The following is a 12085-nucleotide window of genomic DNA, read 5'->3' on the forward strand; positions in this document are numbered from 1 at the left end:
TCGTCCTAGAGGACGACGGACCAGGGGAGCGGGGCGAGCGACGGCGCCAGCGCCCCGCTGCTCGCAGCTCGGGCCATCAGACGCCCCTGCGCCTCGACGTGCATCTCCCCCAGCCACCGGTCGACGCCACGGCGGAAGGCCAACGGTCCACCGGGCTGGGGCGTGATCTCCCCGAAGACGGGACCCGCCTCGTCCTCGTAGAGATCGACGCGCAGGAAGGGCGTCGGGACGCACGCCGAGACCAGCGAGGCGGCCCGGAGCATCGCCTCCGCGTGCCGAGGCGTCGGGATGGACGCGTCCCGCTTCGTCGGCCCGTGGACGGCGAGGCCGAGGTCCTGCCACGAGGCGTCGAACCACCGGCACGCGCGCGGGGCCCCGGGAGGCGTCCGGATGGCGGTGATGAGCCCGACCCGACCGTAGAAGGCGAGGACCTTCCAGTCGATCGGCGCCCAACCAGGGGTCTGCGGATCGCGGACCATGCTCTCGACCAGCACCTCCTCGGAGACGGTGCCCGCTGCCGCCAGCCCGAGCAGCTCCTCCGTGACCTCCTCGGCCGTCGTGGCGGTGCCGCGACGCAGGTCTCTGAAGCCCTCCGCAGTGCGCTCGAGGAGGAACACGCCCTTGGAGGCGACGCCCTTGTCGGGCTTCACGACGAAGCGCTCCGGGAGGTCGCACCACGGGACGGTGCTGGCTGTCCTCCCCGCCGCGAGGACCTCCGCCGTGCGCAGACCGAGCTGCTGCGCCCAGCGCTGCGAGTCCTTCTTGTCGTTGACGTCGAAGACGGGATCGCGCACGCCGAGCTCCCGGCTCGTCGTCCGCACCTGCTTCAGCTCGTCGCGCTGCCTCGTGAACGACGGTCCCCCGGTGAAGAGCCTCCGGGAGGTCCGTCGATGCAGCTCTTCGACGTGGTGCTTGCCGCGCAAGGACTCGCTCGCAATCTCTCGGGTCGGTGGTGCCCTGTCCAGCGCCGCGGCACCGCCGTGGTCGGAGGTCTCGGCGAGGCGGTAGGCGTGGATGTCGTCGACGATCGGTCCCGAGCCTGTCCGGGAGGTACCCGGGCCCGGGGAGGAGGCGTCGGATGTTCGTGGCTGTCCGCTCACCGGATGGGTGGACCGTCAGCAGGGGTGCTGCTACCGCGTCTGGCGAGACCGCCCGTGCTCCATCGGGCCAGGCAGCTCAGACGAAGAAGGTCCGGTACTTCCAGCTCCCCACGCATCGGCCGATGCGGTAGCCGAGCTGCTGACCGAGCGCCGTCCGGTGCGTCCGGTAGCGGGCCACCTTGTAGACGAGCGGGAGGAGGGCCGCCCACGCCACGAGGGTCTCTCGGGGGGAGTAGGTGAGCCCGCGCCCGCGGAAGTCGCGGTAGAGCATCACGTGCTGCCGGCCCCAGATGTACATCTGCTTGACGGACTTGCGGAAGGAGTCGCGCAGGCGGTAGCTGACCACCGCCTCCGGCACCTCCACGAGCGTGTGACCGGCCAGCTGGAGGCGCCAGAAGAACTCGGTCTCGACGCCTCCCCGCGCGTAGTCCTCGTCGAACCCACCGAGCTCCTCCCAGACCGACCGCCGGAAGCCCGCGTTGGCGCCGATGGGACGGGGGAGGAAGCCGAGGGGCGTCGTCACGCCGGCGATGGGCGGCTCGCCGGGGTTGACCGCCGCGTACCGGGGGTTGAGCGCCAGCAGGTCCAGCCGCCCTCCGACCCCGTCGGCGTCCTCCAGCCCTTTCGCCATGCGCTCGAGCCACTCCTCGTGGACCTCGTCGTCGGAGTCGCAGAGGAGGATGAACTGGCCGCGCGCCTCGCGGCACCCGACGTTCCTCGCCACGTTGGACCCGGTCCTCACGCTGGCGTCGACGAGGCGGACGGCCGGCCACCTCGCGGCGTGCGCGGCCACGACGGCGGCCGTGTCGTCCGTCGAGCCGTTGTCCGCGACGAGGACCTCGAAGGAGCGGCTGGTCCGCTGGCGCTCCAGGGCCTCGAGCTGCACCGGCAGGGTCCGTGCCCCGTTGAGGGAGGGGATCACGACGGAGACCGACGGGGGCGAGAGGTGGCTTTCGGGCGGGTTCACGGTCCTGCACGTCTCCTTCGTAGTGCGTGGTCCATTGGCCGGGGCGACCGCGGGGGCCGCCGCGCTCGGGTCAGGCGTCGGTGGGTTGCTTGCGCAGAGTCCGCGCGAGGAAGGTCACCTGGCGGCGGCAGGTGGGCCAGAGGAGGACGAGTCCTGTGGCCGCCACGACGGCGGCAGCCCCGGGGACGGATAGCCGGAGGACGGCGCTCGCGTCGCCGAGAGCGACGACGACTGCTGCTGCGACGACGCCCGCCAAGGCGGACACGACAGCTGGCTGGACGGACACGGCGAGGACGTCCCGCAACGAGACGGGCGTCCCACGGCCGGCGCGGGCGATCCCCAAGGGGGTGAGGACCAGCTGCGAAGCCGCGTAGGCGATGGCGACGCCGGTGATGCCCCAGGGCAGACCGGCGAAGAAGGACGCGATGACGATGGGCCGGCTGATGAGCGCCCAGCGCGCCATGGCCCAGGCGCGGCCGGACGTCGCGTACAGCCAGCCGTTCGTGTAGCCGACCGTCTGCAGGAGCCCGGCGACCGCGAGCCAGCGGAAGACCTCGGCGGCGGGCAACCACCGCGGCCCGAGGAGGACCTCCACCGCCGGGCCGGCCAGGACGGCCAGGACGACGACCAGAGGCATGACGAGGTAGGCGAGGCCGCTCAAGGCCGAGAGGAAGTACCTGCGGTAGCGCTCCGGCTCGGGCCACAAGCTGGCCAGGGACGGTCGGACGACGTTCGAGACCGGTCCGTGGATCTGGGTGAGGGGGAGCATGAGCAGCCCGTAGGCCCGTGAGTAGAGGCCGAGCTGGTCCGCACCCAGGAAGCGACCGATGACGATGTCGTCGACGTTGCGAGAGGCGTAGTTCAACAGCGAGAAGGTCGAGATGCCGCCGCCGAACGAGAGCATGCTGCGCGTGCCGCTGCCGCGCACTGGGCGGCCCGGACGCCAGGGCACGGCCCGCCACATGAACACGACGGTGGCAGCGGCCTGGGCCAGCGAGCCGGCGACCAGCGCCCAGTAGCCCCCTCCTGCGAGGGCGACGCCGATGGAGACGACGACGTTGACGACCGTCGCGAGGAAGGTGCGGAAGGCGACGGACCGGAAATCGAGCTGACGCAGCATGAGCGCTTGGTGCTGGACCGTGAGGCCACCGAGGAGGAAGGTCGCGGAGAGCGCCAGCGTGATGCCCACCAGTTCGGGGCGGTCGTAGAAGCCGGCCAGCAGGGGGGAGGCCGCGGCGACCAGGCCCGTCAGCAGGGCCCCCACCGCCACGTTGACCCAGAACAAGGTGCTCGCCTGGGCGTGGGAGACGTGCTCCTTCTGCACGACCGCTTCGCTGAGCCCGAGGCCACCGACCGTGGCGACGAAGCCCGTGATCGCCCAGACCATGGCGACGAGGCCGTAGTCGTCTGGGGTCAGCAGTCGTGCGAGCACCACGATGCCGAGCAGCCGCACGACCTGCGAGCCCCACTGGCCCGAGAGGGTCCAAGCGACGCCCCGTGCGCTGTGGTGGGACAGGGAGGCGACGCGGCGACGCTGGAGCAGCACGGCCCCGCGTGACTCGCGCTCAGCACGGGCGCGCTTGCGGGCTGCACCCACGGCGACTCCCTCTCAGGGTCTCGGAGCCCCGGTCTCGGGGTGACGGACGAGCGGTGGTGGCGGGCGATCCTCGGCAGAGCGCCGACGTAGAGGGTGGCACGGGCGCGCAGCGCGGGACGCCACGGAGGCGAGGACCGGGCTACCGGCCCTGCGCCCTCAGCCGTGCGACGTACCACCGCTGGTAGAGGTGCACGAAGGCGGTCACCCCGAGCAGGCGCGGTCGGTCGACGGGGCGGGGGACTCGCTGTGCGGACTCTCGCCAGGTGTCCCTCAGCAGCGGCTTCAGCGAGCGGAGCGTCCCGGCGCTGTACACCGGGACCCCGGTGCTCCTCGACAGCGCGAGCGTCCCGCGAACGATCCTGCGCCGCTTGGCGAGCAGCACCTTCATCGTCGGCCGCGCTGGGTGGTCGATCACCGCTTCGGGCCCGTACACGGCGCGCACGGCGCGAGTTCGTGCGCGCTGCCCCCATTCCTTGTCCCCGCTGCTCTCCAGCGACCCGTCGAAGGGGCCGACGCGGTCGTAGTCGTCCCGGCGGACGAAGAGGTTGGCCGTGGCCGACCAGTGCAGCCGGGTGAGGTACGCGTCTTGGCGGAGGTCGTGGCCGATCTGCCACAGCTCCGCGAGCGAGGGGCGCGAGGGGCGGGAGGGGACGACCACGACACCCCCGCCGACGAAGACCCCGGGGCCCTCACGCTCCAGCAGCGCGAGGCCCGCCTCCAGCCAGGTCGGCCGCGGCAGGCAGTCCGCGTCGGTGAAGGCGAGGACGGCGCCGCGGGCGACGCCCACCCCGGTGTTGCGGGCGGCGTAGGAGCCGCGCCGGGGCTCCTCAACGACCCGGACGTCGAGCCCCTCGATCGACGCCGCCAGCGCCTCGACGTCGCCGTTGTCGCCGTTGTCGGCGACGACGACCTCGAAGGTGCGGCGGGTCCGCTGGGCGGCGAGGTGCTCGAGCGTGGACCGGAGCCCGCCGCGGTCGCCGTGCACCGGGACGATGACGGACACCTCGGGGGCCGGAGCCGTCGAGCCGGCGTGGTCGGCGGCCATGGTGGGTCTCCCTGGGTCGACGCGGCGTGCGCCGGTGAACCTACAGCCGCCCCGCGGCCTTGAGAGCCAGGTAGGCGTCAGCCAGGCGAGGGGGCAGCTCCTCCGGCGTCCCGCGGACGACGTGGACGCCGGCCCGGCCCAGGCGCTCGACGAGGCGGTCGGTCTCGAGCAGCACCCGCTCCGCGGCGGCGGCGTCGTAGACCTCGACGGCGTCGGCGCGCCGGTCCCGCAGCTCCTCGACCCGCGGGTCGGTGACGGAGGCCACCACGACCTGGTGGCGTGACGTCAGCTGCCCGAGCACCGGCAGCAGGCCCTCCTCGACGGCCGCCGGCTCGAGCGGGGTGAGCAGCACGACGAGCGCCCGTCGGGTCAGCGCCGTCCGCACCGTGCGGGCCACGAGCGTCCAGTCGGCCTCGACGAGGCGGGCCTCCAGCGGGGCCATCGCCTGGACGAGGGCGGGGAGCAGGGCCGCGCCCGTCGTCCGCTCGACGCGGGCGCGGACGCGGCGGTCGGCGGCGACGAGGTCGACGCGGTCCCCGGCCCGGGAGGCCAGCGCCGCGAGGAGGAGCGCGGCGTCCATGGCGGCGTCGAGCCGCGGCGCGTCGCCGACGCGGCCCGCTGCGGTCCGGGAGGTGTCGAGAACCAGGAGCACCCGCCGGTCGCGCTCGGGCCGCCAGGTGCGCACGACGAGCTCCTGGCGGCGGGCGGTGGCGCGCCAGTCGATCGAGCGCACGTCGTCGCCCTCGACGTAGTCGCGCAGGCTGTCGAACTCGGTGCCCTGCCCGCGGACCTGCACGGCCGAGCGGCCCTCGAGGTCGCGCAGGCGGGCGAGGCGGCTCGGCAGATGGCGGCGGGAGCGGAAGTGCGGGAGCACGCGCAGGGACGCCGGGACATCGCGCGAGCGCTGCCGGGCCGCGAGCCCCAGGGGTCCGACGGCGCGGACCGTCACGCGGTCGCCCTCGCGGTCCCCGCGGCGCGTGGGCACCAGCGGCGTCACCAGTCGGCGGCGCTCCCCGGCGGGGACGTCGACGCGGTGCCGGTCCCCGGACGGCCCCGCCGACGGGCCCCAGGCGTCGCGGACGACGCCCCGCAGGCGGCGCGGCCCGGGGTTGGTGACGAGGAGGGCGCTCTCGGCCGGCTCGCCGAGACGGACGCTCGCGGGCACCCGCCGCTCGAGCCCGAGCCGTCGGGGGGAGGCCGCGAGCGCGAGGTCGACGCCCACGGCCAGGAGGACGAGCGCGGCCCACGTGACGGGCGGCGCCCACCCCGGCAGGAGGCCGACGGGCACGGCGCCGAGGGCGACGAGCAGGACGAGGCGTCCGGTGACGTGCACGCCGGGCTCAGCGCGGGACGGCGACGCCGCCGAGGACGCTGGTGAGGACCGCGTCCACGGTCACGCCCTCGAGCTCGGCCTCGGGGCGCAGCTGGACGCGGTGGCCCAGCGTCGCGGGAGCGAGGGCCTTGACGTCGTCGGGCGTCACGTACTCGCGCCCCTGCAGCCACGCCCACGCCCGGCTCGCCGCGAGGAGCATCGTCGCGCCGCGGGGCGAGACGCCGAGGGACAGCGACGGCGCCTCGCGGGTGGCCCGGACGACGTCGACGACGTAGCCCAGGACGTCGGGGGCCACGCGCACCCCGCCGACGGCCCGGGCGCCGGCGGCCAGGTGCTCGGGCCCGGCCACGGCGCGCAGCCCGGCGGCGGCGAGGTCGCGCGGGTCGAAGCCGGTCGCGTGGCGCTGGAGCACCTCGAGCTCGGCCTCCCGGGGCGGCAGCGGGAGCCGCAGCTTGAGCAGGAACCGGTCGAGCTGCGCCTCGGGCAGGGGGTAGGTGCCCTCCTGCTCGACGGGGTTCTGCGTCGCCGCGACGACGAAGGGCCGCGGGAGCGGGCGGGGCCTGCCGTCCACCGTGACCTGGCGCTCCTCCATGGCCTCCAGCAGGGAGGCCTGCGTCTTGGGCGGCGTCCGGTTGATCTCGTCGGCCAGCAGGAGGTTGGTGAAGACAGGGCCCTCGCGGAACACGAGGTCGGAGACCCCGGCGTCGTAGACGAGGGACCCGGTGACGTCACCGGGCATGAGGTCGGGGGTGAACTGCACCCGCGCCGTGTCGAGCCGCAGCGAGGCCGCCAGCGCGCGCACGAGGAGCGTCTTCGCCGTCCCGGGCACGCCCTCGAGGAGCACGTGGCCTCGGGAGAGGAGGGCGACGACGAGCCCGGTCACGGCGACGTCCTGACCGACGACCGCCTTGGCGACCTCGGCGCGCACCGCCGTCAGCGCCTCGCGGGCCTCCTCGGCCGAGGGCAGGTCCTGCTCGGTCGGCACGTCGGCGGCGAGGTCCGGAGCGGTGCCGGGGCCGGCGTCGGGGACGGGCGCGGGCGGCTCGTCGGGCGGCAGGGCGGGGTCGGTCACGATCGGCGGACCTCTCTCTCGAGGGCGTCGAGGGCGTCCGCGAGGCGCACGAGGCCCTCGTCGTCGCCCGGGGCGGGGGAGCGGAGCAGGGCGTCCACCTCGGCGGCGGGCCGTCCCGTCGCCGCGGCGGTGGCGGCGACGACCGCGGGGGCGCCCGCGGAGGGCGGGACCCCGAGCCGGCCGGCCAGACGGCCGAGGCACGCGGACCGGAGGACGGCGGCGGCGTGGGCGCGGTCGCCCGAGGCGCGGTAGAGCCGCCCACGGCCCTCGACCGCCTCGGAGGCGCGCACGACCACGGGCAGGCGCTCGGGCACGAGCCGGCCCAGCCGGCGCCCGCGCCAGAGCAGGAGGAGCAGCGCGGCGACGCCGAGCACCTGGGCGGCGCGCACCAGGCCGGGCGGCACGAGGGCGGACAGGGGCAGCGGCTCGTCGGACAGCGCCGGGTCCAGCGGGTCGGGCAGGTACCAGACGAGGGCGTCGCGGGCGCCCAGGGTGCTGAGGGCCAGGGCGGCGTTGCCCTCGTCGGCGACGGCCTCGTTGCGCAGCACGTCGGGCTGGCCGAGCACGACGACGCGCCCGCCGGCGGCCTCACCGGCGCCGCCGGGGGCGTCGACGACGGCGTACGGCGCTCCGCCGAAGGGGAGGCCGTAGCAGAGCGTGACGTCCGGGTCCTCGTCGTCGCGGAGCTCGACGAGCGCGCCGCCGCCGGTCGCCGGCCCGGCGGCCGTGGCGGCCGGCAGGTCGCACTGCGGCGGCACGGCGCTCGCCGCCTCGACGTCCTCGCCGAGCCGCAGCGACGGGGCCAGCACGGCGAGGTCGTCGGCCGTCGGCTGCACGAGGAGGAGGTCGGCGCCCGAGGCCGCGAGGTCCTCGAGCTGGGCGGTGCCGAGGGGGGCGGTGGGGACGACGAGCACGGCGGCGCCACCCGGTCCGGCGGCGCGCACGGCGTCGAGCGTGGCGGCGGTGCTCGTCGTGCGGGTCACGTCGACGCCGAGGTCGCCGAGCACCTGCGCGACGGCGCGGGCGCCGTCCGGCTCGGGGCTCGTCGGGTCGAGCACCCCGCGGCCCGTGCCGCGGGAGCCGACGACGAGGGCCACGAGGACGAGCACGGCGAGCAGCGCCAGGGCGACCGGACCCCGGCGCGGTCGGCGGGGGCCGCGGGGCCGGTCCCCGGCGCTCTCGGGCGGTGCGCCGGCGGCGACCGGAGCGGCGCTGCTCACGTCGGCGCCCCGGTGCTCGCGACGGACGGCCGGCTCGCGCGGACCGCGTCGTCGAGGCGGCGCAGGCGGGCGTCGTCCTCCGCGCTGCCGGGAGCGGAGCCGTAGACGACGTCGTCGAAGACCCGCGCCCCGGCCCGCAGGTCGGCGGCGACGGGCGGCAGGGCGGCCCCCAGCTCGGCGGCGGCCTCGGAGGCCGTGCGGCCCGGTCGCTCGTCGAGCAGCACCCGCTCCTCGGCCCCCCGCACGACGGCGCGGAAGCGCTCGGCGACCGCCCCCGGCCAGTCGCCCTCGCGGGCGAGCGCGTCCGCGCGGGCGCGGTGGTCCTCGGCGCTGCGGCGGGCGCCGCTGAAGACCTCGGCGGCGGCGGGCTCGGGGACGCGCCGGCGGCGCGCGACCTGGGCGCCGACCCGCAGGGCGACCAGGACGAGCACGACGAGGGCCGCGACCACGAGGGCGTCGACGGCCGGGCCGGCGTCCAGGTCGTCGGGGAGCAGCTCGAGCACGCGGTCGCGCAGCCAGGTGAGGGCCCGCTGCAGCAGCCCGGGGCGCGCCTCGGTGTACACCGAGCCGCTCAGCTCGCGGACGAGCAGGTCCTGCGCCTCGTCCCGGCCGAGGTCCACGGGGGCCGGGACGGCCGCCAGCACGGCGTCCACGGCGCCGTTCAGGACGTCGGCTCCGCGGCGGCCCGGGCCAGCTCGACGTCGAGGCCCTCCTGCCGGATGCGCAGGTCGGTGTAGAGCAGCGCCCGCACGGCGGAGACGAAGGGCTGGACGAGGACGCTGGCGACGGTCGAGAGCAGGAGGGTGATGAACAGGGCCGCGGCGTCGGCGGCGCCGCCGCTGGCGGCCACCTGGATGACGCCGGCCACGAGGCCCGCCGGGACGACGAGCACGCTCGTCGCGATGGAGGACAGGACGAAGGTCAGCAGCAGCACGCCGAGCACGCGCCAGAAGGTGCCGCGCACCAGCCGGGTGCTGCGCCCGAGGGCCGAGAGGACGCCGCGACCCTCGAGCAGGAGCGCCACGGCGGCCAGCGACCACGACACCGTCAGCCAGACGGCCGCGGCCACGCCGAGGAGCGTCCCCAGGACGATGCCGACCACCCCGGCCGACGTGCTGCCCGTGAGGAGCAGGAGGGCGCCGAGGCCCGCTCCGAGCAGGACGAGGACGGCGGGGGCGACGCTCGTGAGCAGGGCGAGCCCGACGAGGGCGAGGACCCGGCCGCGCACGCGCCGCCACAGCTCGCCCGCCGGGACCGTGCGCCCGATGACCGACGCGCTGACCGACAGGACGAGGAGCCCCGTGAGGACGGTCGTCGCCACGAGCGAGACGACGCCGGTCACGGGGTCGACCCCCGCGAAGTCCAGGGCGCCGAACTCGCCGCCCGGGCCGGCGGTGGCCTCCGCGGGCAGCGAGTCGTTGACGAAGGAGGCCAGCGCGCCGCCGAAGAGCGGTGTCAGCAGCAGGGAGATGACCGCGACGGCGCCGAAGACGACGGCGCTGACGCCGAGCATGACGCGGGGGTTGGCGCTGATGGCGCGGAAGCCGCCCTCGAGCAGCTCCAGCGCACCGAGGGGGCGCAGCGGCACGATGCCGGGCCGCTGCGGCGCGCTCCACGCGGAGCCCGCGCCGGGGGGCGGGCCCCAGCCGCCGGCGGGAGCGGGCGGCGGTGCGGACGCGTCCTGGGTGCCGGGGGCGCCCACCGACCAGCCCCCGCCCGCCGCTCCGGCCGGCGCCGCGTCGTCGTGGCGGCCGTCGGGCTCACCCGGGCGCGCCCAGCCCTGCTGCTCCGTCATGCCCGCCGCGCCCCTGTCCTCGCCGTCGTCGTCTGGGCCCGCGGGCGTCTCGCGCGCGTCCCCTCTCCCCGTGGGCGGATCTTCGCACGAGGCGCCGACGGCGGCGGCGGGCCGCGAGCGCGCGTCACCCCGTCACCCCTGGGACCTCGTCGCGTTCTGCACGCTGCGTGAGGGTGCTCACCCCTCGGAGTGAGGACGGCCGGATGTGCCGTCACTGCGTGACGGATCGGCCCGCGGCCCCTAGCCTGGGGGGGCGAGACAGCGGCGTCCGCTCCTGACCGACAGGTGTCGACGGCGTCCCCCGGGGCGCTGGTACGGAGGACGCACCCCATGGACGGACGCCCGAGCGCTGCTGCGCTCGCCCGTGTGCCGAGGCCCGCTCGCACGACCCCCGCCGACGCGGAGGCCGTCGACGGCGCTCCGTCCACGTCGCCGACCCAGCCCGCCGTGGCGTCGCCGCCCGTGGCGTCGCCCGCCCCCCGCACCCAGGACCCGCGCGACGCCGGCTGGGAGGGCCGCTACGCCCGCCGGCTGCCCCTCGTCGACGGCGCCGCCGCCCTCGTCGCGGCGCTCGTGGCCTACGCCGTGCGCTTCGGCTCGCTCGGCTCCGGGGCCTGGTGGTGGGAGATCACCCACCAGCCCGCCTGGTCGGTCCTGCTGCTGCCGGTGCTGTGGGTCGCCGCCGTCGCCGTCATGCGCGGCTACGAGACGCGCTTCCTCTTCACCGGGCCGGAGGAGGTGCGCCGCGTCGCCTTCGCGGGCGTGAGCGTCGTCGCGGCCGTCTCGACCACCGCGTACGCCTTCGACCTCCAGGTGGCGCGCGGCTACGTCGTCGTGGCGCTGCCCGCGGCGCTCCTGCTCACCCTCGTGGCGCGCTACGCCCTCCGGAAGCGCACCCACCGCCTGCGCCGCGTCGGTCGTCGGACGGCCACGACGCTCGTCGTCGGTCGCGCCGAGGGCATCCGCGACATGGTCGGCCAGCTGCAGCACGCGCCCCAGCAGGGCCTGCAGGTGGTGGGCTGCTGCACGACGTCGGCGTCGCTCGTGGGCCCCGGCGGCGTCGTCGAGGACCTGCCGGCGCCCGTCCTCGGCGGCTTCGACGACGTCGTCGACGTCGTCCGCCGCGACGGCATCCAGACCGTCGTCGTCCTGCCGTGCGCGGAGATGGACAGCCTCCGGCTGCGCCGCCTCGGCTGGCGGCTCGAGGAGACGACGGCCGACCTCGTCGTCGCCCCCGGCATCGCCGAGGTGGCCGGGCCCCGGGTGGCCATCCGCCCCGTCGCCGGCCTGCCGCTGCTGCACCTCGAGCGCCCCGAGCTGCGCGGGGTCCGCGCGCTGGTGAAGCGGGTCGTCGACGTCGCCGGCGCCGGCCTCGGCGTGGTCGCCCTCGCCCCGGTGCTCGCCGTGCTCGCCCTGCTCGTGCACCGGTCCGGCCCCGGCCCCGTCTTCTTCCGCCAGGAGCGGGTGGGGGAGGACGGCCGGCCCTTCGACATGCTGAAGTTCCGCAGCATGGTCGACCGCGCCGACGAACGGCTCGGCGAGCTCATGGCGGGCAACGAGGGCAACGGCGTCCTGTTCAAGATGAAGGGCGACCCGCGCGTCACCCCGATCGGGCGGGTCCTGCGCCGCTACTCCCTCGACGAGCTGCCCCAGCTCTTCAACGTGCTCAAGGGCGAGATGTCCCTCGTCGGGCCGCGCCCGCCGCTGGCGTCCGAGGTCGAGCGGTACGGCCAGGACATGCACCGCCGCTTCGCCGTCAAGCCCGGCATCACGGGCCTGTGGCAGGTGAGTGGCCGCTCGCACCTGTCGGCGGAGGAGTCCGAGCGCCTCGACGTGCGCTACGTCGAGAGCTGGTCGCCGGCCACCGACGCGATGATCCTGTGGAAGACCGTGGGCTCCGTCCTCCGCGGTCGTGGGGCCTACTGAGGCTGGAGCTCGGTCACTCACTCTCCGCAA

Annotated in this window: 10 protein-coding genes; 1 reads left to right on the forward strand and 9 read right to left on the reverse strand. The window is 76.1% G+C overall.

Annotation, left to right across the window (positions count from 1 at the left end; translation table 11 throughout):
- Positions 1-5 precede the first annotated feature (5 nt).
- From Q0789_RS08850 to Q0789_RS08890, 9 genes are all read right to left on the reverse strand, one after another.
- Positions 6-794 carry an ATP-grasp fold amidoligase family protein gene (locus Q0789_RS08850; RefSeq protein ID WP_298804297.1) on the reverse strand — a complete coding sequence of 263 codons (789 nt, stop codon included), beginning with the start codon at positions 792-794 and terminating at the stop codon, positions 6-8.
- Between the two features lie 382 nt (positions 795-1176).
- Entirely contained in the window at positions 1177-2067 is an 891-nt protein-coding gene (locus Q0789_RS08855; RefSeq protein ID WP_298804299.1) for a glycosyltransferase, read from the reverse strand.
- Between the two features lie 70 nt (positions 2068-2137).
- The gene (locus Q0789_RS08860; RefSeq protein WP_298804301.1) at positions 2138-3613 is read right to left on the reverse strand and encodes a lipopolysaccharide biosynthesis protein; all 1476 of its coding nucleotides are present in this window, start codon (positions 3611-3613) and stop codon (positions 2138-2140) included.
- Between the two features lie 190 nt (positions 3614-3803).
- Positions 3804-4709 carry a glycosyltransferase family 2 protein gene (locus Q0789_RS08865; RefSeq protein WP_298804303.1) on the reverse strand — a complete coding sequence of 302 codons (906 nt, stop codon included), beginning with the start codon at positions 4707-4709 and terminating at the stop codon, positions 3804-3806.
- Positions 4710-4749: 40 nt separating this feature from the next.
- Positions 4750-6042 carry a DUF58 domain-containing protein gene (locus tag Q0789_RS08870; RefSeq protein WP_298804305.1) on the reverse strand — a complete coding sequence of 431 codons (1293 nt, stop codon included), beginning with the start codon at positions 6040-6042 and terminating at the stop codon, positions 4750-4752.
- A gap of 7 nt (positions 6043-6049) precedes the next feature.
- Entirely contained in the window at positions 6050-7027 is a 978-nt protein-coding gene (locus tag Q0789_RS08875) for a MoxR family ATPase (protein WP_366917696.1), read from the reverse strand.
- 83 nt (positions 7028-7110) lie between these two features.
- Positions 7111-8334 carry a DUF4350 domain-containing protein gene (locus tag Q0789_RS08880; RefSeq protein WP_298804309.1) on the reverse strand — a complete coding sequence of 408 codons (1224 nt, stop codon included), beginning with the start codon at positions 8332-8334 and terminating at the stop codon, positions 7111-7113.
- Positions 8331-8987 (reverse strand): DUF4129 domain-containing protein, encoded by a 657-nt coding sequence (locus Q0789_RS08885; protein WP_298804311.1) that lies wholly within the window; start codon positions 8985-8987, stop codon positions 8331-8333. Before Q0789_RS08885 ends, Q0789_RS08880 begins: the two co-directional genes overlap by 4 nt.
- Before the next feature lie 8 nt (positions 8988-8995).
- A complete protein-coding gene (locus Q0789_RS08890) occupies positions 8996-10129 on the reverse strand; it encodes a hypothetical protein (protein ID WP_298804313.1) in 1134 nt (377 codons plus the stop codon).
- Positions 10130-10591: 462 nt separating this feature from the next.
- On the opposite strand from Q0789_RS08890, the gene Q0789_RS08895 reads away from it, so the two are divergent.
- The gene (locus Q0789_RS08895; RefSeq protein ID WP_298804315.1) at positions 10592-12055 is read left to right on the forward strand and encodes a sugar transferase; all 1464 of its coding nucleotides are present in this window, start codon (positions 10592-10594) and stop codon (positions 12053-12055) included.
- Positions 12056-12085: the final 30 nt, after the last annotated feature.

Origin of the sequence: uncultured Pseudokineococcus sp., from assembly GCF_947499845.1 — a bacterium.
In the GTDB taxonomy this organism is placed as follows: Bacteria; Actinomycetota; Actinomycetes; order Actinomycetales; family Quadrisphaeraceae; genus Pseudokineococcus.

Bases quoted from the DNA above. Each gene is read 5' to 3' on its own strand.
- Q0789_RS08865 (WP_298804303.1), bottom strand. From the start codon at position 4,709: ATGGCCGCCGACCACGCCGGCTCGACGGCTCCGGCCCCCGAGGTGTCC.
- Q0789_RS08890 (WP_298804313.1), bottom strand. From the start codon at position 10,129: ATGACGGAGCAGCAGGGCTGGGCGCGCCCGGGTGAGCCCGACGGCCGC.